At 64.3% G+C, this 20592-nt stretch carries 19 protein-coding genes; 11 read left to right on the forward strand and 8 right to left on the reverse strand.

The annotated features are described in order from the left end of the window. Window positions 1-109 precede the first annotated feature (109 nt). The 4 genes from ettA to QQL24_RS12320 form a co-directional block, all read right to left on the reverse strand. A complete protein-coding gene (gene ettA, locus QQL24_RS12305) occupies window positions 110-1765 on the reverse strand; it encodes an energy-dependent translational throttle protein EttA (protein WP_284312370.1) in 1656 nt (551 codons plus the stop codon). Window positions 1766-1937: 172 nt separating this feature from the next. Then, window positions 1938-2702, reverse strand: a complete 765-nt coding sequence (locus QQL24_RS12310; protein WP_284312371.1) for a site-2 protease family protein — start codon at window positions 2700-2702, stop codon at window positions 1938-1940. 106 nt (window positions 2703-2808) lie between these two features. Then, window positions 2809-3843, reverse strand: a complete 1035-nt coding sequence (locus QQL24_RS12315; RefSeq protein WP_284312372.1) for a CorA family divalent cation transporter — start codon at window positions 3841-3843, stop codon at window positions 2809-2811. 374 nt (window positions 3844-4217) lie between these two features. After that, entirely contained in the window at window positions 4218-4670 is a 453-nt protein-coding gene (locus QQL24_RS12320; RefSeq protein WP_284312373.1) for an NUDIX hydrolase, read from the reverse strand. Between the two features lie 404 nt (window positions 4671-5074). On the opposite strand from QQL24_RS12320, the gene QQL24_RS12325 reads away from it, so the two are divergent. The 5 genes from QQL24_RS12325 to QQL24_RS12345 all read left to right on the forward strand — a co-directional run bounded on the left by QQL24_RS12325 (window position 5075) and on the right by QQL24_RS12345 (window position 9357). Continuing rightward, a complete protein-coding gene (locus tag QQL24_RS12325; protein ID WP_284312374.1) occupies window positions 5075-5356 on the forward strand; it encodes a hypothetical protein in 282 nt (93 codons plus the stop codon). A gap of 176 nt (window positions 5357-5532) precedes the next feature. Continuing rightward, a complete protein-coding gene (locus QQL24_RS12330; protein ID WP_284312375.1) occupies window positions 5533-6300 on the forward strand; it encodes a glucose 1-dehydrogenase in 768 nt (255 codons plus the stop codon). A gap of 284 nt (window positions 6301-6584) precedes the next feature. Next, window positions 6585-6872 carry a hypothetical protein gene (locus QQL24_RS12335; RefSeq protein ID WP_284312376.1) on the forward strand — a complete coding sequence of 96 codons (288 nt, stop codon included), beginning with the start codon at window positions 6585-6587 and terminating at the stop codon, window positions 6870-6872. A 224-nt stretch (window positions 6873-7096) separates the two neighbouring features. After that, complete coding sequence (locus tag QQL24_RS12340) at window positions 7097-8722, forward strand: SulP family inorganic anion transporter (RefSeq protein ID WP_284312602.1); 1626 nt, start codon at window positions 7097-7099, stop codon at window positions 8720-8722. Next, window positions 8719-9357: a ParB-like protein gene (locus QQL24_RS12345; RefSeq protein ID WP_284312377.1), complete on the forward strand. Its 639-nt coding sequence runs from the start codon at window positions 8719-8721 to the stop codon at window positions 9355-9357. The genes QQL24_RS12340 and QQL24_RS12345 overlap by 4 nt, the downstream gene beginning before the upstream one ends. Before the next feature lie 16 nt (window positions 9358-9373). On the opposite strand, the gene QQL24_RS12350 is transcribed toward QQL24_RS12345, so the two are convergent. Further along, entirely contained in the window at window positions 9374-10261 is an 888-nt protein-coding gene (locus QQL24_RS12350; protein ID WP_284312378.1) for a hypothetical protein, read from the reverse strand. Between the two features lie 249 nt (window positions 10262-10510). Between QQL24_RS12350 and QQL24_RS12355 the strand changes: the two genes are divergently transcribed. Further along, window positions 10511-11005 carry a hypothetical protein gene (locus QQL24_RS12355; protein ID WP_284312379.1) on the forward strand — a complete coding sequence of 165 codons (495 nt, stop codon included), beginning with the start codon at window positions 10511-10513 and terminating at the stop codon, window positions 11003-11005. 16 nt (window positions 11006-11021) lie between these two features. Here the strand turns inward: QQL24_RS12355 and chrA are convergent, their stop codons facing one another. Then, window positions 11022-12245: a chromate efflux transporter gene (gene chrA / locus QQL24_RS12360; protein WP_284312380.1), complete on the reverse strand. Its 1224-nt coding sequence runs from the start codon at window positions 12243-12245 to the stop codon at window positions 11022-11024. A gap of 326 nt (window positions 12246-12571) precedes the next feature. On the opposite strand from chrA, the gene efeU reads away from it, so the two are divergent. Genes efeU through efeO (QQL24_RS12380) form a run of 4 tightly spaced genes read left to right on the forward strand, consistent with a single transcriptional unit; the run spans window position 12572 to window position 16799 of the window. Continuing rightward, window positions 12572-13411 (forward strand): iron uptake transporter permease EfeU, encoded by an 840-nt coding sequence (gene efeU / locus QQL24_RS12365; protein ID WP_284312381.1) that lies wholly within the window; start codon window positions 12572-12574, stop codon window positions 13409-13411. Continuing rightward, complete coding sequence (gene efeO, locus QQL24_RS12370; RefSeq protein WP_284312382.1) at window positions 13408-14595, forward strand: iron uptake system protein EfeO; 1188 nt, start codon at window positions 13408-13410, stop codon at window positions 14593-14595. The genes efeU and efeO (QQL24_RS12370) overlap by 4 nt, the downstream gene beginning before the upstream one ends. 14 nt (window positions 14596-14609) lie before the next feature. Then, window positions 14610-15920, forward strand: coding sequence for an iron uptake transporter deferrochelatase/peroxidase subunit (gene efeB / locus QQL24_RS12375; protein ID WP_284312383.1), 1311 nt, complete (start codon window positions 14610-14612; stop codon window positions 15918-15920). A 48-nt stretch (window positions 15921-15968) separates the two neighbouring features. Next, window positions 15969-16799, forward strand: coding sequence for an iron uptake system protein EfeO (gene efeO, locus QQL24_RS12380; protein ID WP_284312384.1), 831 nt, complete (start codon window positions 15969-15971; stop codon window positions 16797-16799). 161 nt (window positions 16800-16960) lie between these two features. On the opposite strand, the gene QQL24_RS12385 is transcribed toward efeO (QQL24_RS12380), so the two are convergent. After that, complete coding sequence (locus QQL24_RS12385; protein ID WP_284312385.1) at window positions 16961-18151, reverse strand: hypothetical protein; 1191 nt, start codon at window positions 18149-18151, stop codon at window positions 16961-16963. Window positions 18152-18236: 85 nt separating this feature from the next. After that, window positions 18237-19694 (reverse strand): xylulokinase, encoded by a 1458-nt coding sequence (gene xylB, locus QQL24_RS12390; protein ID WP_284312386.1) that lies wholly within the window; start codon window positions 19692-19694, stop codon window positions 18237-18239. Window positions 19695-19886: 192 nt separating this feature from the next. Here xylB and QQL24_RS12395 point away from each other — a divergent pair, with 192 nt between their 5' ends. Next, window positions 19887-20510, forward strand: coding sequence for a L,D-transpeptidase (locus QQL24_RS12395; RefSeq protein ID WP_284312387.1), 624 nt, complete (start codon window positions 19887-19889; stop codon window positions 20508-20510). The last annotated feature ends 82 nt before the right edge of the window (window positions 20511-20592 follow it).

Genomic DNA, 20592 nt, shown 5'->3' on the forward strand with positions numbered 1-20592 from the left:
CCATGATCGCCTCCAATAACTGCTATAATCGTAGCAATTTATCGATCATGACACTAGGGCGTTTTGCGATTTGACGAAATCGGCAAGAATCGCAAAACGTTCCAGAGATTTAGCGCGAAAACTTCTTGTACTGAATGCGCTTGGGAATGGTGGAATCGATGCCGAGGCGCCGCTTCTTGTCTTCCTCATAAGTCTCGAAATTGCCTTCGAACCACTCGACATGGCTGTCGCCTTCGAAGGCCAGGATATGGGTGGCGAGGCGGTCGAGGAAGAAGCGGTCATGCGAGATGATGACGGCACAGCCGGCATAGTTCTCCAGCGCTTCTTCCAGGGCCCGCAGCGTTTCCACGTCGAGGTCGTTGGTCGGCTCGTCCAGGAAGAGGACGTTTGAGCCTTCCTTCAGCATCTTGGCCAGTTGCACGCGGTTGCGCTCGCCGCCCGAGAGCACGCCGACCTTCTTCTGCTGGTCGCCACCCTTGAAGTTGAAGGCCGAGGTGTAGCCGCGCGAGTTCACTTCGCGCTTGCCCAGATACAGAATGTCGTTGCCGCCGGAGATTTCCTGCCAGACCGTCTTGTTCGGGTCGAGCGCGTCGCGCGACTGGTCGACATAGCCCGGCTGCACGGTATCGCCGAAGGTGATGGTGCCGGCATCGGGCTTCTCCAGGCCGAGCAGCATGCGGAACAAGGTGGTCTTGCCGGCGCCGTTGGGCCCGATGACGCCGACAATGCCGCCTGGCGGCAGGGTGAAGTTCAAATCGTCGATCAGCAGGCGATCGCCATAGGCCTTGGAGACGCCGGCGACCTCGATGACCTTGCCGCCGAGGCGTGGGCCGGTCTGGATCATGATCTGGGCCGTGCTCGGGCCCTTCTCATTGGCTTTGGCGAGCAGGTCCTCATAGGCATTGATGCGGGCCTTGGACTTGGCCTGGCGCGCCTTGGGGCTGGCCGCGATCCATTCCTGCTCGGCGGCGAGCTGCTTCTGGCGGCTCTCCTCCTCGCTCGATTCCTGGGCGAGGCGCTTCTGCTTCTGCACCAGCCAGGTGGAGTAGTTGCCCTCATAGGGAATGCCACGGCCGCGATCGAGCTCGAGGATCCAGCCGGTGACATTGTCGAGGAAGTAGCGGTCATGGGTGACGATCAGGATCGCGCCGGGATAGGTGCGCAGATGGCCTTCGAGCCAGGCCACGGTCTCGGCATCGAGATGGTTGGTCGGCTCGTCCAGCAACAGCAGTTCGGGCGCTTCGAGCAGCAGGCGGCAGAGCGCCACGCGGCGGCGTTCACCGCCGGAGAGATTGTCGACGGCGGCATCGTCTGGCGGGCAGATCAGCGCATCCATGGCCTGGTCGACCTGGCTGTCGAGATCCCACAGATTCTTGGCGTCGATCTCGTCCTGCAGGTGGCTCATCTCGTCAGCCGTCTCGTCCGAATAGTTCATGGCGAGTTCGTTGTAGCGGTCGAGGATCGCCTTCTTGGCCGCAACGCCGTCCATGACGTTCTCGCGCACCGTCTTGGTCGGATCGAGCTTGGGTTCCTGCGGCAGGTAGCCGACGCGCGCGCCCTCCGCCACCCAGCCGTCGCCGGTGAAATCCTTGTCGATGCCGGCCATGATGCGCAGCAGCGTCGATTTGCCCGAGCCGTTGACGCCGAGCACGCCGATCTTGGCATCGGGGTAGAAGGAGAGATGGATGTTATCCAGCACCTTCTTGCCACCCGGATAGGTCTTGTTCAGACCCTGCATGTGGTAGACGAATTGATACGAGGCCATGGTGCCTTGCTGCCGCTTGTCAGAGAAATGGGGATTGGGGCGGTGTGTAGCGGAGGCGGCGCGGCGGGGCAAGGGCGCGCCCGCGAAACTTCCAGCGTCCCGCCCTACGGGTCAGACAGGAGCACAGCCCGCAGAGGCAAGAGTCCGCCCAGGGGCCGGCGCCCCATCGCCGTCAGTTCCAGAAGCGGAACAGGCTCAGGCCGTAGAAGATATATTGCGGGTCGAGGCCGAAGAGATCGGTGAGACGGAACACGGCACCCCAGACCATGCCACCGAACTGGGTGTTCCAGAGGAGGAGCAGCGCCAGCATGGAAACGATGGGGGCCGCCCGGATCGCCTGTGCCTGCATGTCATAGGGCAGATAGGGCCTGATGATGCCGAAGCCATCGAAGCCGGGGATGGGCAGGAGGTTCAGCACCACGGCCGAGCCCTGGAGCGCGGCCAGGAAGGCAAGGCCGCCCCAGAAGGGCGCGGTGCCGACCTGTTCGTGCATGCCCAGCATGAAGGGAATGGAGAGAACCACCAGCACGACGAGGTTGGCGAGCGGCCCCGCCGCCGAGCAGAACGCATCCCAATGCTTGCTGCGCAGGGCGCCCGTATTGATGTAGACGGCGCCGCCCGGCAAGCCGATGCCGCCCAGCAAAAGGAAGAGGATCGGCAGGCCAAACGTCATGAGGGGATGGGCATAGGCGAGCGGATCGAGCGTGAGATAGCCCCGCTGCACCACGCCTCTGTCGCCGCCCCAATAGGCCACCAGCGCGTGGGCCGATTCATGCAGGCAGAGCGTGATGATCCAGCCGGCAACCACGAAGGCGAAGACGGCGATCGGCGCATAAAGCCAGCCGGTGAAAAGCGCGAAGCCCGTCACCAGGAACACTGCCAGGATCGGCAGGAAATTAGGGCTAAGGCCGTTCGGCGCGGAGACGACGCGGGACAAGGATCACTTCCATGATGAGACCACCAAAGTTGCAGGTTCTTATGGAAGCGCGACCGCTCTTTCGCAAGGGCGGCCGCGACGTTTTGGCCCGATCCTTACCAATCCTTCACAGGCGCAGACCCGCTCCCACCCGCTTCAGCACCCAGTAGAACACCGCCGTCGCAGCGACGCCGATGATCATGGCGAACCAGAAGCCGCCTTCCGTATCCGTGAAGGGCAGGTCCTTGGTGTTCATGCCGAAGATGCCGGCCACCATGCTGCCCGGCAGCAGCAACGCGGTGATGATCGACAACGCCCGCAAGGAACGGTTGGTCTCGTCGGCCTGGCGGGCCGCCACCTCGTCGAGCAGCAGCTTGGCGCGCTCCTGCAGCGTGTGCATGTCGTGATCGAGCGATTCGAGCCGGTCGGCCAACCGCTTCGACGAGATGTGCATCGCCGGCTTGTCCTTCTCGTCGCGCGGCCGGGCATGCCAGTTGCGCAGCACCGAGGAGAGCGAGGAAAGCTGGCGATGCACCCGCACCGTGATGCGGCGGACATTGATCAGCCTGCTGCGCTCGGTGGTCGCCATATCAACGACGACGCGATCCTCGGCGGTGTCGAGCTCATCCGTCATCGCCGCGACGCGGCGGGCGACGGCATCGCAGAAGCGATCGATAATGGTTTCGATGAGCTGACCCGCGACGGGAAGGTTGAGCCCGCCCTGGACGGCGCGGTGGATCTCCTCCACCGAGCGTAGCGGGTGCCGGCGCCCGGAGATCACCAGCCTCTCGCTGAGCGCGAAGCGCAGGCGCCCGATATGATCGCTCTCGCCCGCCAGCTCGCTGTGGAAATCGGCGATCACGCCGTAGATGACATCGCCGCCGGCCTGCAGGCCGAGCGGTTCGTCGCTGGCCATGAACAGGGAGCGGACTTCCTCCGGCAACTGCTCGAGCGAAGAGATCCAGTCCCGGGCCAGCCTGTCGGTAAGGCTGAAATGCAGCCAGAGCCAGCCATCCTCGGCCAGGAGCGCGCCCGGCACGTCGCCGGCTTCAAGCGCCTCGGGGGCATACCCTTCGCGGAAACGATAGGCCCAGACCAGGCCCGATATCGCCACCGGCACGAAATTCGTGCCCGGCAGACGTTCCTGTCGAATATTGTCCATGACGGCTCCGCCAGGACCGCCGCCCCGCCCAGCCCGAACAGCCGACGCGCCCTGGGAAGTCACGGGCTAGATCAAGCGTGCGACAGACTCATGACGGTTACCCCAGGGCTCCGAACTCGGGTTAACGGGGGTGTAGACGGCTGGGGCGTCATTCCCACAACCAAACCGGAGGTTTGGTTGGGGAGCGTGTCCTCACAAGCTTTGCTTGTGAGTGGGAACGCCGGAATCCATGAACACTGTCCTCATAGGGTAGTGTTCTTGATTCCGGGTCTCCCTTCGGTCATCCAACCAAACCTTCGGTTTGGTTGTGGGAATGACGATGTCCCCGCCATTATTAACCCGAGTTCTCAGCCCTGACACTGACCCGGCAACGGTCACGCTGCTTCTTCCAGCCCTTCCAGCAGGGCCGACAGGCCCACCTCCTCCACCAGCAGCGCGGCGTCGTGGGGCTTGAACCAGCGCACTTCGCGCTCGCCCATTTCGCGCCAGGCAGGCAAATGGCCGGTCACGTCAAGCTGGTAGACGAGGACGCGGACGAGGTCGAATTGCAGATTGCGCCGCTTCCAGTAGAGGAACTCGCCAACCGGTTCCTTCCGGGTCTTGCCCAGGAGGCCGGCTTCCTGTTCGGCCTCTATGGCGGCGGCGCGGCAGTCCTTGATATCCTTCATCGGCCAGCCCTTGGGGATAGTCCAGCGCCGGGTTTCCCGCGTGGTGACCAGACACACTTCGAGTTGACCCTGCTCCGTGCGCAACGGGAGGGCCGCGACCTGTCGCAGCTCCGGCAAGAGGGATGATGATTTCAGGGGGTGTTTTGCGGCCTTGCCCATGTTTTCGTAAGAAAACCTCTATCGTCGCTTCTCGAAACAGATTTCGATTCCGAATATTTCAAACATAAATGAGTCGGTGTGCGCTTTCGCACACTGTTTTGACTTCTCCCCCAGGGGATTGAAATCGTCCGACAAACAGTCCGGGAGCGATCAAGCCCTGCGGCCCAGAGTGGCTTCCTAAACGGAAAGCGGGACTGGATCTGCTTTATTAGCAACAAACTTGTTATTTTTTTGTCGCCATACGACGGCTCGGGCAGGAAAATGCACGGTTTTGACGATTTTGCGACATTCCTGTCTTGCCAAGCATGCCCGAACCTCCGCTGTTGAAAGACGCTGGGGCTTCGCCTATGCGGGCTGGCAATGGCCGATTCGATCCCCGGCCCGAAAGACAAGGAATGGCCCTGGTGAAATCCGCCCTGCTCGGCGCTCTTGCTTTCGCGCTCGCCTCCTGTGGCGGTGGCGAGGATTGCACGCCCGAGGCGCTGCAGCAAAAACACCAAGATCTGCAAGATGCCATGACAGCGGCCCTCGCCAAGGATCCGGCCAAGGCCACCGCCAATCCCGATGCCTGGGGCAAGGCTTTGGACCTGATGGCGAAGGCGCAATCGGCCGGCGCTTCACCCTCGCAGGATATCTGCAAGGCCTATGACGAGCAGATCGAGGCCGTGAGAAAGCAGTCAACCTGACGCCAGTGCGTCACATTTGTCGGACGAACCAGCTGGCCTCTCCCACCCTCACGCGCTAGGGTCAGGAGATTTTCAAGCGGCACGCCTAGCTCGCGCAAAGGAAATGCGACAAGACAGAATCTGGAGCGCCATCCGGTTCCTTTGGAACCGCTAGCGACCCGGCGCGGGAGGAAACCATGCTGACGGATATGTTCGACCTGACGGGCCGCATCGCCCTTATCACCGGCTCCAGCCAGGGCATCGGCCTGGCGCTGGCCAAGGGGCTGGCCGAGGCCGGCGCCACCGTGATTCTCAACGGGCGGGACCAGGCCAAGCTCGACAGCGCCGCCCGCTCCCTGGTGGAGCAGGGCCTGACGGTCGAAACCGCGGCCTTCGACGTCACGGACCGCGCTGCCATCGAAACGACCGTCGGCGCCATCGAGGCACGCCACGGCCGTATCGACATCCTCATCAACAATGCCGGCATCCAGCGCCGCATGCCTTTCATCGAGTTTCCGGCCGAGGTGTTCCGCGAAGTGCAGACCACCAATGTCGACGGCGTATTCTTCGTGGCCCAGGCCGTGGCGCGCGGCATGATCGCCCGCAAGGCGGGCAAGATCATCAATATCTGTTCGGTGATGAGCGAACTCGGCCGCGCCAACATCGTGCCCTACACCGCCGCCAAGGGCGCGGTGAAGATGATGACCAAGGCGATGTGCGCCGAGCTTGGCCGCCACAACATCCAGGTCAACGGCATCGGCCCTGGCTATATCGAGACCGAGCTCAACACCGCCCTGATGGCGGATGAGAAATTTTCGGCCTGGGTGGAAGCCCGCACGCCGGCCGGGCGCTGGGGCAAGGTCGAGGAGTTGGCGGGTGCGGCTGTCTTCCTGGCGAGCGACGCCTCGAACTTCGTCAACGGCCACATCATCTATGTCGATGGCGGGCTGACGGCCAGCGTCTGACGGCTTCCCGATTGCGGGACCACGACCTTGCGGACACCTTCGCCTGACCTGCGCTCCGGTGCTGCTGATATGGCACACCCCCAAGTTGCACCTTATTCGCATCGCCTCCATGGCGAGCAGGCCGGATCGCCACCGATTCGGTTGCGCGATGTGCGCTTATGCACGTCATGCGCGAATACGGGCAGCTAGCCGTGTGCTGCCCGCGCCGGCTCACCTGCGCTGCGGCACCGAAGAATCATGGCCGGTCAAAGCCGGCCGCCGAAGGTGAGGAAAGGAAGCTTCCCATGAAAAAACTGTTGATCGCCGCCATGACCGGCGCCGTCGCGCTCTCGCTCGCCTCCTGCGGCGGCGGCAGCTCGAGCTGCACGCCCGAGGTGCTGAAGCAGAAGGGCACGGACCTGATGGCCGCCATGCAGGACGCCATGAAGGATCCGGCCAAGGCGGCCGCCAATGCCCAGACCTGGCAGCAGAAGGCCCAGGAGCTGATGACCAAGGCCCAGGCTGCCGGCGACAAGCCGACCGACGACGTCTGCAAGGCCTATGACGACCTGATCAAGACCATCAAGGGCTGATCCGCTCCCATCGCATGGGCGATCCGCCGGTTCTCCAGAGCCGGCGGATTTTTTGTGGCTGCGCGGCAGGGGATGATACGACAGATTACTCCTCCCACGATTTCCCCCTTTCCCATGCAAGCTGGGGATGGAAAGAATGTGAAACACAACTGCCACAATGGCGCCATAATCGAGCCCGCTCATGCGGCAATTCCGTTTGCCGGCAAAAGGATTTGAGCTTGGCGGTGCAGCGTAGCGATGTCCTGGCCGGACTGTCCGTTGCGGGCCTGCTGGTGCCCGAGGCCGTGGCCTATTCGACCATTGCGGGTCTGCCGCCGCAGCACGCCGTCTTTGCCGCTATCGTCGGCCTGGTGGTCTATGCCCTGCTCGGACGCAGCAGTTACGCCATCACCACCGCGACCTCGTCCTCCGCCGCAATTCTCGCCGCCACCGTTGGCTCCTTCCAGTCGGTTGGTGGCGCCGACAAGCAGGCGATCGCCTTCAGCGCCGTTGTCATCGCGGGCGTGGTCTTCCTCGTCGCCGGCTTTGCCAGACTGGGCTCGCTGTCGAGCTTCGTGTCCCGGCCGGTCCTGCGCGGCTTTGCCTTCGGCCTCGCCATCACCATCGTGCTCAAGCAGATCCCCTCCGTCCTCGGCATCCAGGCGAGCGGCGATCCCCTGAGCCTCGTCATCGGCATCGCCAGGCAGTACTCCCAATGGAACGGCGTTGGTCTCATCACCGGCACGGTGGCGCTGGCGGCTCTGCTGACGCTTCGGCGCATCCCTGTCCTGCCCGGCGCCTTCCTCGTGCTGGCTGGTGGTATCGCCGCGACCTATCTCGTCGATTTCCCCGGCCACCACGTCGCCATCGTCGGCCCGATCGACGTCACGCCGGAACTGCCTGTCATCCCCGATCTTACCGGGCGCGAATGGTCGCGCCTGGTGCAGACCTCGGTGCCTCTCGCCCTTATCCTGTTCGCCGAATCCTGGGGCACGGTGCGCTCGCTCGCCCTGCGCCATGACCAGCAGGTCGAGGCCAATCGGGAATTGCTGGCGATCGGTACGGCCAACCTGATCTCCGGCCTCGTGCGCGGCATGCCTGTCGGAGCTGGCTTTTCCGCCTCCTCCGCCAATGAGGCGGCGGGAGCCGTGAGCCGCTGGGCCGGCGTCGTGGCCGCGATCGGCGTCGCCATCCTCATCGGGGTTGCTGGCAGCCAGGTCGCCCGCCTGCCCGAACCGATCCTCGCCGCGGTGGTGATCGCGGCGATGACCCACGCGCTCGATCCCCAGCCCCTGTTGCGGCTGTGGAAGATGGACCGCGACCAATATGTCGCCTGCGCGGCCGCGCTGGCGGTGATGGTGCTCGGCGTGCTCAACGGCATGCTGGTCGCCATCGCCCTGTCCATCGCAGCGACGCTGCGCCGCCTCGGCTCGCCGCAGGTCGCCATGCTGGGCGAACTCGGCGATTCCCGCGACTTCGTCGACGTCGCGCGTCATCCCGAGGCCCGTCTGGACGAGAGGATCGGCATTTTCAGGCCCACGGAGCCGCTGTTCTTCTTCAATGCCGAGGCAAGCCTGGGTCAGGGCCAGCGCCTTTGCCTCGACAAGCCAACCATGCGCGCCGTCATCCTCAGCCTGGAAGACAGCTCCGACATGGATTCGACCGCCCTCGATGCCCTTGTCGAGTTCGAAGGCGTGCTGAGGGGCAAGGGCAAGGTGCTTTACCTGGCGCGGCTGAAGGACGATGCCCGGGCCGGCCTGGTCAAGGCGGGGGCCGGAGACCTCGCCGGGCCCGATCGCTGCTTCTGGAGCGTGTGGGATGCTTATGAAGCCGCTTGTTCCGCGCTCTCATCATCGGGAAGATCACCATGACAAGTACAGCCCGTGTCGATCACTATGTCGATCCCGTCATCAAGCCGGTTCCGATCGACAGTCTCCGGCCCACCCAGATCACCGTCGGGAGGAAGGAGGTCGAGGACAAGCGCAAGCGCTGGAAAGCGCAGGGCATCCGGAAAGAGATGAGCTATGTCAAAGATCACATGATCCCCGTGATCGTCGGCCCCAAGGGCAATTACTACATCCTCGACCACCATCATCTCTCGCTCGCGCTGCATGAGGAGGGCGTCGAAAAGGTCTTCGTGACCGTCCGGGCCAATTACTCCAAGCTCGACAGGCGAGCTTTCTGGTTCGTGCTGGACAATCTCAACCTGATGCATCCCTTCGACGAGAATGGCGTGCGCCAGTCCTACGATGCCATCCCCAAGCGGATCACCGGCCTGGTGGATGATCCCTACCGCTCGCTCGCCGGCTCCCTGCGCCGGGCCGGCGGCTATGCCAAGTCGGATGCGCCCTATGTCGAATTCCTCTGGGCCGACTTCCTGCGCCGCCGGATCACCAGGAGGCAGATCGAGACCGATTTCGGGGGTGCCCTCGACCGCGCGCTGCAACTCGCCCGCTCGGAAGAATCGAACTACCTGCCCGGCTGGGCCGGCCCTGAAGAGGGGTAGAGATGACGAGTAGACTTTACTTCCAGGCTGCCAGCAACGTGCGCAGATGGGCCTCCGCGGCGCCGGCCTCGGTGCCGATCTGCCCCGTCACGGTGCGGAATTCGACGCGCGCCCGCAGCCCCTTGTCGAGGCCGAGCGTACCGACGCAGTAATGCTGGCCCGTCACCGGCCAGACGTCCGCGTCGCAGGAGACGAGGAAGGGATCACCGCCCTTGCCGTCACGTTCCAACCAGACGCCGCCGGGATAGACATCGAAGGTGCCATCGGGCTGCACCGGCGGCGGAGTGCCAGCCTTGATCAGCTGGTTCTTCCAGGCCAGGAAATTCACATATTGCGGCGCTTCCTGGGGAAACATGCTCTCGCCATTGAAGGTGTTGGCATCGTAGATCGCCACCAGGGCAAGGCGGCGCGGCGTGCCCTTGGGCCGCTCCTCGCCATCGCACAGGAAGCGGATGGCCTCCTGCGCCGCATCCGTGCAGAACTCGCTGCGCCAATTGGCGGCAACGCCCCAGTCCTTCTCCATGGCGTCGAAATTGAGCGCGATGGCCTTGGCCGTGATGGCAGGCGCCTGGCAGGCCTTGTCCACGCCCGCCTTGGTGGCGAAATTGATCTCATCGTCGACGCCATCGCCGGTGATCAGCGTCAGGGCCGGCGGGCCGGAGATGTGGAAACTCGCCTGGCTCAGCGTCACCGCGATACCCTCGCGCAGGCAACTTTCGGCACCCCGCGGCGTGGGAACCGAGGCGGCCGGAGGCGCGGGTGGCGATGCCGGCGCTGCAGCCGCCATATCCGCCTCGACGGCGCGGGACGGCGCGGCCGGACGTTGCAGCGCGAAGCCGCCGAACGCCAATGCCAGTCCGATCACCCCAAGGGCCGCCAGGCCGATCTGCTGTCTTGATTCCATCTCGCTGCCTGGACGGAGTTTTTCCACGCCATCGCATGGATGAGCCCGGATATCGCCGCGTCGTCTAGAAATCCGAGTCTTCTCAGAATCCCCGGCCGAAAACTCCGTATCACCGAAGCCGGCGCCTGATAGAACCGCCGAATGCGGCGAAACGGTGGGAAACCCGATCTTTTGGTGATTCTTGCACGCAGCTGTTGCAATCGCGCTACGCCTCCACACATTGTCGTGTGGATTACCCGGGATTATCCCATGACGCTCAAGCGCCTTTTGCTTCTCCCCCTTCAGATCGTCGTCGGCTTCATCGTCATCATCGACGAGCTTGCCCGTCCGCTCTACCGTCCGCTCATCCGGCGCTTTGCGGAACTGCATGTTGTCGAGGTGGCCGAAGCGCAGGTGGCGCGTCTGCCCCGCTTCGTCATCCTGGTGCTGCTCTTGGTGCCGCTCGCCATCGCCGAGCCCCTGAAGATCTACGGCCTGCTGCTGATCGGCGAGACCCATATCACCCGCGGCCTCCTGATTCTGGTCTTTGCCTATCTCGCAAGCTTCCTGCTGATCGAGCGCATCTATGAGGCTGGCAAGCCCAAGCTGATGACCATCGGGTGGTTCGCCTGGCTGATCAATTTCATCGCCTGGATCCGGAGCTCGATCCTGAACTGGCTGAAGGGCACGCCGGTGTGGGGCGTGGTGACGGCCACGAAGGACCTGGTGGCGCGGGCGGTCGCTTCGATCAGGACGGCCCGGTAGCTCTCCGGGGAAAACTTCAGGCCATCACGCCCCGCGCGATACCAATGGCGCCCAGCGCGATCACCACAAGCCAGGGCGGTGCGCGGCAGAAAACCAGCGCGGAGAAGCCTCCCAGCGCCAGCACGATATCGCCGACGCCGGTGATCGTGGATGTCCAGAGCGGCTGGTAGAAGGCGGCGGCGAGCAGCCCGATCACTGCGGCATTGACGCCGCGCATCGCGGCCTGCACGGCACCGATGCGGCGCATATCGTTCCAGAAGGGCAGCATGCCATAGATCAACAGGAGCCCGGGCAGGAACAAGGCCAGCACCGCGATCATGCCGCCGACGATACCGTTCGGCGCCGGTGATGCCACCGCTCCGAGAAAGGCGGCAAAGGAGAAGACCGGGCCGGGCATGGCCTGCGTCGCGCCATAACCGGCGACGAAATCGCTGACGCTCACCCAACCAGGCGCAACCACCACATCGTGCAACAGGGGCAGCACGACATGACCGCCGCCGAACACCAGCGAGCCGGAGCGAAAGAAGCCGGTGATCAGGTCGAGGACATGCGAACCCGTGCCGGCGGCGAGCAGCGGCAGCCCGAGAAAGAGGACCGCGAACGCGACGAGCGCCGTGCCGCCCTGCCCGCGTGAAATCGGCAGTATCGCGTGAGAGATGTCCGGCCCCTCGCCGCCCTTGATCAGGGCGAGCCCGGCCAGCGCGCCCATCGCGATCACGCCGATCTGCGCCCAGGCGCCTTCGAGCGTCAGCGCCATCGCGGTGGCGGCAATCGTGATGGCGATCAGGCGCCCGTCCCAGGCCAGTGTCCGCGCCATGCCCCAGACGGCGTGCGCGACGACGGCGACCGCCACGAGCTTGAGACCGTGCAACAGCCCGACCTGCCAGGGCGCCTGGAAGGCCGGGGCACCATGGGCAAAGGCAAGCAGGAAAATCACCGTCGGCATGGTAAAGCCGAGCCAGGCCGCAAGGCCGCCGGCAATCCCCCCGCCCCTCAGCACCCCGAGCGCGAAGCCGACCTGGCTGGAGGAAGGCCCGGGCAGCAGCTGGCTGAGGGCGATCAGGTCGGTGTAGCCGGCCTGCGAGATCCAGCCCCGGCGCTTGACCAGGGTCTCGTTGAAATAGCCCAGATGCGCGATCGGACCGCCGAAGGAGAGCAGCCCCAGCCGCAGAAAGACGCCCAGAATCTCAAGGAAATGGCCGCTCTGTCGCGGATGCGCGGTGTCGGACGTCTCTGTCATGGCCCATCAGCCGTTGAGGGAGGCGCAAGACTAGCCTCTCCCCATGACGATTTGAAGCAGCGGCAATCTGCCTGGGTCGCCTGGCGTGCTCGCTCCAGAACGCAGCCGGACGTTGCAGGATCAATGGCAACAGCGACAGTTTTGAAAAACTCTAAAGAACAATTTCACACTACGCAGTTTAGAACTACTCATAACTATAATTTAGAACTCCTCTTATCTTTGATTTCTAACATATTTTTGTATCATTACCTCTTGTTCATCAAATTCGATAGCGTGTATTAGCCCTGCACATCGGCAACGCTGCGGGGGCACGCGAGACCACCATTATGCTCGTACCTTTTCTCATCATGCTGCGCGAAGGCATTGAGGCAGCGCTGATCGTCGGCATTGTCGCCTCCTATCTGCGGCAGACCGGACGCGGCAACTGGATGCCGGCAGTGTGGTGCGGAATCATTCTGGCGATTGGTCTTTCGCTCTCGGTCTTCGCCGCGCTCTATGTCGCCGCCGCCGAATTTCCCCAACGCACGCAGGAACTGTTCGAGGCTGTCGTCGGCGTCATCGCGGTGTGCCTGCTCACCACCATGGTGTTCTGGATGCACAAGGCAGTTCGCACCATCAAGGCCGAGTTGCAGCATTCCATCGACGAGGCGCTCGCCTCGCATGATCACCAGGGCATGGCGCTGGTCGGCATGGTGTTCCTGGCCGTGGCGCGCGAGGGACTGGAATCGGTGTTCTTCCTGCTGGCGACCTTCGAGCAGAATGCCGGCTATGGCGCGCCCATCGGCGCCTTCCTCGGTCTGGCCTGCGCCGTTGCCTTCGGTGTCGCGCTCTATTACGGCGGCGCCCGCCTCAACCTGCGCATGTTCTTCCGCTGGACCAGCATCCTCATCATCTTCGTGGCCGCCGGGTTGGTTGCCACCGCCCTGCGCTCGCTGCACGAGGCCGGCCTGTGGAACTACATGCAGGGCGTCGCCTTCGACGTCTCCGGCATCCTGCCCGATGACAGCGCCGTCGGCTCCGTCCTCGCAGGCATCTTCGGCTACACGGCCACACCCAGCAATGGCGAGTTCATCGCCTATCTCCTCTATCTCCTGCCGGCGCTCTTCCTCTTCCTGCGCGCGCCCGCGGTGCCCTCCACTCCAACCTCCAAGGCAGCCCAATCGTGACAGCCCCGCGTATCAATTATCTGGCTGTCGGCGCCGGCATGCTCGTGATCATGGCGGGCGTTGGCGTGGGAACCTATTTCCTCGCCGCCCGCAAGGAGGCGGCGGAAGGGCCGAAGCCGCGCGATGCCGTCGCAATGACCATCACGGCCACCGCCTGCGAGCCCAATGAATTGACCGTTCCGGAGGGGCGCACGACCTTCGTCATTACCAATAAGGCCAATCGGGGGCTCGAGTGGGAAATCCTGCAAGGGGTCATGGTGATCGAGGAGAAGGAGAACATTCTCCCGAGCGAGAACACGTCTCCCGACAAGCTCCCGCGGCTGACGGCCAGGCTCGAGCCGGGCGACTATGAAATCACCTGCGGCCTGCTCACCAATCCGCGTGGCAAGCTGCATGTCACGGCGCTCGCCAATGCACCCAAGCAGGCCACGCCCGGGCTGGTCGACCTCATCGGGCCACTCGCCGAGTACAAGGTCTATATGAGCCTGGAGGTCGACGATCTCGCCGACGCCTCCAAGGCGTTCACCGACGCCATCAAGGCCGGTGACCTCGCCAAGGCGCAGGCCCTCTATGCCTCGACGCGCCCGCACTACGATCGCATCAAGCCGGTGGCCGAGCTTTTCTCCGATCTCGACAAGGCGATCGATGCTCGCGCCGACGTCTATGAGAAACTCGAGGCCGATCCGAACTTCGCCGGCTTTCATCGCCTCGAATATGGCCTGTTCAAGCAGAAGAGCACGGATGACCTGGGACCCCTCGCCGACAAGCTTATGAAGGATGTCACCGAGTTGCAGGGCCGGGTGTCCACTCTCGCGGTCCCGCCCGAGAAGATGGTGGGCGGCGCGGCGATGCTGATGGAGCGGCTCGCCTCCGCCAAGATCTCGGGCGAGGAAGAACGCTACAGCCACACCGATCTCGCCGACATCCAGGCCAATGTCGAAGGCACCGAGAAGATCACCGACCTGCTCGTGCCGCTGACCACCAAGGCCAATGCCGCGCTGCAGAAGAACATCGACGACAATTTTGCGGCGGTGAACACCATTCTCGCCAAATACAAGACGCCGGACGGCGGCTTCAAACCCCATGACACGCTGACACAGGACGATCGCGCGGCGCTTCAAAAAGCAGTGACGACCCTTGCGGATAGCCTGTCGACACTGCGTGGCACCCTCGGGCTGGACTGACAGGGCCAATGACCATGACGAACAAATCCTCCCTCCCCCCCGAAACTGAAAAAGCAGCCGGCCGCAATCCGGCCTCTCCCGGCCGGCGATCGATGCTGCTGGGCCTCGGCGCCGCCGGCGGTGGCGCCCTGCTCGCCGCACTCCCCAGCAAGGCGCAGGCGCAGGGCCAGGCCGACGAACCCGGCGCCGTCACCAGCCTGCAGGACCGCCAGCCCTATCTCGGCATCTACCAGGCCGGCGTCACCACGCCGCGCCAGCCCATGGGCCTCGTGGTCGCCTTCGACGTGCTCGCCACCAAGCGCACCGATCTCGAACGCCTGTTCCGCACCCTCACCGAGCGCATCGCCTTCCTGACCCAGGGCGGCACCCCGCCGGTGATCGACCCGAAATTCCCGCCGCCCGATTCGGGCCTGATGGGTCCCGTGGTCGCCCCCGACAATCTCAGCATCACGGTCGGCGTCGGCGCTTCGCTGTTCGACCAGCGCTTCGGCCTTGCCGGCAAGAAGCCGTCGCAGCTGGTCCGGATGCCGCAATTCTCCAACGACGCGCTCAAGGAAGATCTCTGCCACGGCGATCTGATGGTGCAGATCTGCTCCAACACCACAGACACCAATATCCACGCCCTGCGCGACATCGTGAAGAACACGCCGGACCTGTTGATGGTGCGCTGGCGGCAGGAAGGCTTCGTTCCGCCGCCGCGCGCCGCTGGGGAGAAGCAGTCTTCCCCGCGCAACCTGCTCGGCTTCAAGGACGGTACCGCCAATCCCGACCATAACAACGACGTGGAAATGAAGCGCCTCGTCTGGGTGCAGCCGGACTCGAGCGAGCCCGCCTGGGCGATCAACGGCACCTATGGCGTGGTGCGCATCATCCGCAACTTCGTCGAGCGCTGGGACCGCACGCCGCTGCAGGAACAGGAATCCATCATCGGCCGCCACAAGCCGACGGGTGCGCCGCTCACCGGCAAGGCCGAGCTCGATCTGCCCGTCTACAGCGACGATCCCGAAGGCAAGCGCACGCCGCTCGACGCCCATATCCGCCTGGCCAACCCGCGCACGCCGGAATCGCTGAAAAACCTGATCCTGCGCCGCCCGTTCAACTACTCGAACGGCGTGACCAAGTCCGGGCAGCTCGACATGGGCCTGCTCTTCATCTGCTTCCAGTCCGACCTCGAGGCTGGCTTCGCCCATGTGCAGAGCCGGCTGAACGGCGAACCGCTCGAGGAATACATCAAGCCGGTCGGTGGTGGGTATTTCTTCATCCTGCCAGGCATTGCCGATAAATCCGCCTTCCTCGGGCAATCGCTTCTCGAAGCGACGGCCTGACGAAGACCTGCACGATCCTTCAACCTTGAACTGAAGAGAGAGAACCGCATGAAGAATCTCAGATGGCGCATCCTGCTGGGTGCGGCCGCTTTCGGCATCGCCACCGCGGCCGGCGCGAACACCACGGCGGTCTCCCCGCTCGACCTCGTGCAGCCCGTCGCCGACTACAAGGTCTATGTCGCCAAGGGCGTGAAGAGCCTGGTCGAGGACACCGCCAAGTTCACTGCGGCCGTTAAGGCGGGGGATCTCAAGAAGGCGCAGGAACTCTACGCGCCCACCCGCTTCCATTATGAGATGATCGAGCCCATCGCCGAGCTCTTCTCCGACCTCGACGGCAGCATCGACTCGCGCGCCGACGATCATGAGAAAAAGGAAGAGGATCCGGGCTTCGTCGGCTTCCACCGCATCGAATACGGCCTGTTCGAGAAGAAGAGCACCGATGGTCTGGCGCCCATCGCCGACAAGCTGAACGCCGACGTGCAGGACCTGCAGAAGCGCATCGCCGGGCTCACCGTGCCGCCGGAAAAGATGGTGGGCGGCGCCGCCGCGCTGATCGAGGAAGTCGGCGCCACCAAGATCACGGGTGAGGAAGACCGCTACAGCCACACCGACCTGTGGGACTTCAAGGCCAATGTCGACGGCGCCAAGAAGATCGTCGATCTCCTGCATCCGCTGACCGTCAAGGCCGACAAGGACCTGTCGGAGAAGGTGAACGACAACTTCGCCACGGTCGAGAAGATCCTCGCCAAGTACAAGACGGGACATGGCTACGAGACCTACGACAAGCTGACGGAGGAAGACCGCAAGGCCCTGCAGGGCCCGGTCACCACGCTGGCCGAAGACCTCTCCAAGCTGCGCGGCACGCTCGGCCTGAACTGACCTGGGAGCGCGGACGTCCTACGACACTCAAGAGAGTGTCGGACGATCCGCCTCTTGAACCACTGACATTACAAGGGAAAACGCCGCGGTCGTCACTGGCCGCGGCGTTCTTTTCTCAAGCGCTACCGTTTCAAGAGCGGACGAGACGTCCGCGCTCCCAGCTACTTGTCCAACAACTCGATCGAGCGGCTGAGGGCCACCTTCTTGCCGCCGATGTTGTCCTTGAGCAGCACATCGATGCGGTACGGCCCAGGCTTGTCCTCCGGCTCGAAATGGATGCTGAGGGTGGAGCGGCTGTCCAACACGTTGAAGCGTCCGGGTATCTTGTCCTTGAGGGCAGCGACGCCGCTCTGGCTCGAATTCGGGTCGACCTTGCCGTCCGGCGCCGTCACCTTGATGTCGTAGCTGACGTCGGCCGAGAGATCGTCCGCCAGTTGCATGCCGGAGAACAGCACGGTCACCCCGATCGTGTCGCCGCGGCGGGCCGTGTGCGGCCCATTCGGGCCTGCCATGGCCATGCCATCGGCGTCGTCCTTCTCAGGAAGCAGCAAGGTCGCGATGGTGCCGGCAAAATCGCCATCGTGATCGGGCCCCGGCTTGTATGCCGCCTCGCGGGAGGCCAGCAGGGCGTTGAGGACCTGCTTGTAGGCTCCACTCGCCTCGAGGGAGCGCTGGCGGATATAGCGCTCCAGCACCTCGTGCTGGCGCATGTTGAGGGTCAAGCCTGCCAGCGATGTGTTGCGGATGGCGGCATCGAGTTCGCGACTGCCCGTAAGTGGCCGGCCAGCGTCGAGCGCATCGACCATGGCCGCAACGAAGCCGGGATTGCCCGTCGCGAAGAAGGCGCCCCATTTCAGATCCATCTCAACGTCCGAGCGTGGCGTCAGCGTGTAGAGATTGCCCGGCTTGTCGGTGGCGAAGTTCGGCAATTCGTGAAAGAGCGGATAGATGAGATCGGTATTGCCGGATTGCCAGAGCGCGAAGATCAGCACGGACTTCATGTCCGGCGGGTAGTTGGCGCCGGGGCCGATCCAGCCTTCCAGGCGCGACCGGTTCTGCAGGAAGACCATCGACAGGAAGCCGGCCAGGGATGCCCGCGACAGGCGTGTGCGCGTCAATCCGCCTGGTTCGCGTAGCGCGGCGAAGACCGGGAACAGGGTCGTCGGATCCTTGCGCACATAATAGAAGACGATGGTCTCGGCCAGCCTGATGTCGGCGGGTGTGGGTCTTGCCGGCGAAGCGGCCCGCGCCGCCTGCGGGGTGGGCGCTGGAGAAGGCTGGGCAGCATTCTGCGCGAAGGCCGGCGTGATGCCGAGGCTCCCGAGCCAGATCGCCAAAAGCAATGCACGCATAAGCACCTGTCGAAGATCAAACTGTTCCGTAGACCTGATTCCAGGCACATTAGTTACGGCACAACGCGGCAAAATTGCGCTCGACCTATTCGGTAGCCCCCCTCATGGCCGGATAAAGCCTGCGCCAGCCCGCCCGCGCCTCGACATAGGCGGCGGCGAGCGCCGGATCCGGCTCGATGGTTTCGACCCGTCGCGGCGGCGTGCACACTACGGCTGGATCCTCACCGGTCACCGCCAGGCGAGCCAGGCGAGCCGCCCCGAAGGCGCCGCCGGTCTCGCCATCGGCCAGGCGATGAATGGGAAAGCCCAGCACGTTGGCGAGCACTTCCAGCCAGAAGCGCGAGCGCGAGCCGCCGCCGATCACATCGGCGCCGGCAATGGTGGTGCCGGCGGCAGCCAGCGCATCGCGACAATCGGCAAAAGCGAAGGCCACCCCTTCCAACACGGCCTGCACCATGGCGTCGCGGCCGTTCTCATGGGCGAGCCCGGCGAACACACCGCGGATGCGGGCATCGTCATGGGGCGTGCGCTCGCCGGAGAGGTAGGGCAGGAACTGCACGGGCGATGGGGCTGCCGGCTTGTCGCCGAGCGGGGCCAGCAGCACGGGCTCCCTGGTCTGCAGCACATTGGCGATCCAGGCCAGGCTCGAGGCCGCCGAGAGAATCACGCCCATCTGGTGCCAGGTCTGCGGGATGGCATGGCAGAAGGCGTGCACGGCCCGGTCCGGATTGGGCAGGAAGCGGTCGGTCGTCGCCCAAAGCACGCCGGAGGTGCCGAGCGAGACGAAGGCCGAGCCCGGCTTGATGGCGCCAAGGCCAACGGCGCCGGCGGCATTGTCCCCTGCCCCACCGGCGAAGACCGGTGCCTTGGCCATGCCCCAGCGCGCCACGAGATCGGCGCGGAGCTGGCCGGCGGGCGCGGAGCCTTCCACCAGGCGCGGCATATTCCGGCGCGTCAGGCCGGTGGCTTCGAGGGCGGCATCCGACCAGTCGCGCTTGCCGACATCGAGCCAGAGCGAGCCGGCCGCATCCGACATCTCCTCGATCGCCTCCCCCGTCAGCGCCAGGCGGATATAGGCCTTGGGCAGCACGACCAGCCTGGTGCGGGCAAAGATCTCCGGCTCGTGACGGGCGACCCAGAGAAGCTTGGGCGCCGTGAAGCCCGGCATCGCCTTGTTGCCGGTCACGGTGCGCAATTGTGGCCATTTGGCTTCGAGCTCGGCGCATTCGGCACTGGAGCGGCCATCGTTCCACAGGATCGCTGGCCGCAGGGGCCTGTGGTCGGCCCCCAGCAGCACCGCGCCATGCATCTGGCCGGAGAGGCCGATGCCCTTGACGTCAGCCACTTCCTGCGGATGGGAGGCCTTCAGCACATCGACGGCCGCGATCACGGCGTCCACCCAGGCATCGGGCGCCTGCTCGGAAAAGCCGGGATGGGGGCGCTGCACCGTGAGGGCCACGTCGTGGCTGGCCAGCACGCGCTGCTCGCCGTCGGCCAGAAGCGCCTTCACCGACGAGGTACCGATATCAAGCCCTAAAAACACGCCGCATCCTCCCGAGATTCTCTGGGCCGCGATCATGCGTCAGGGAGAAAAGCGGGAGCAAGCCCTATCGCGGGAATCGGGTCAGGCCGTTTCAGCGCCAATCCCGGCGCCCAACCGCCATTCGTGAAGTCATCATTACGTAAGGTAACTTTCTTTCTTCAATTCGTGCCGATTATCTGGCATGAGGGCAGCATGAAAGCCACGATATCCTGCCTCCTCCTCTGCGGCCTCGCCATGGCCGGCCTCGGCGGCTGCACCGGCAGCTTGACCGATAGCGGCAACGACCATCCCGTGGTCGCCGACGCCTCGCGCTTCTCCGGCGAGCGCTACCCGGTGCGCCTGATCAACCGTGCCCGCTTTCCGGCCGATTTCGCGGTGGCAGAAGTGGCGTATCCCACCACGGAGGCCCGCGGCACCATCATCGTCGATACCGGCGCCAGCAAGCTCTACCTCGTCGAGGGCGACGGCAAGGCGCGGCGCTATGCCATCGCGGTCGGCAAGACGGGCTATGCCTGGAAGGGCGTCGCCGACATCCGGCGCAAGAGCGAATGGCCGTTCTGGTATCCCACCGACGAGATGCTGTCCCAGGCCCCTGGCATGCCCGGCAAGATCCCGCCCGGCGCTGACAATCCGCTTGGCGCCCGGGCGATGTATCTCTATGCCAACGGCAAGGACACGCTCTACCGCATCCACGGCACCAGCGAGCCCTGGACCATCGGCACCAAGGCCTCCTCCGGCTGCATCCGCATGTTCAACGAGGATGTCATCGATCTCTACGCCCGCGCCGACATCGGCGCCAAGGTGATTGTGGAATAGAGCAAAACGCGTTCAGGTTGAAACGTTCTTCCAGCATGACTCACCGAGGCAGGAGCATTTTGCGGTTCCTGGCGATCCGGCC

It is taken from the genome of Labrys miyagiensis (assembly GCF_030160835.1).
GTDB lineage: Bacteria > Pseudomonadota > Alphaproteobacteria > Rhizobiales > Labraceae > Labrys > Labrys miyagiensis.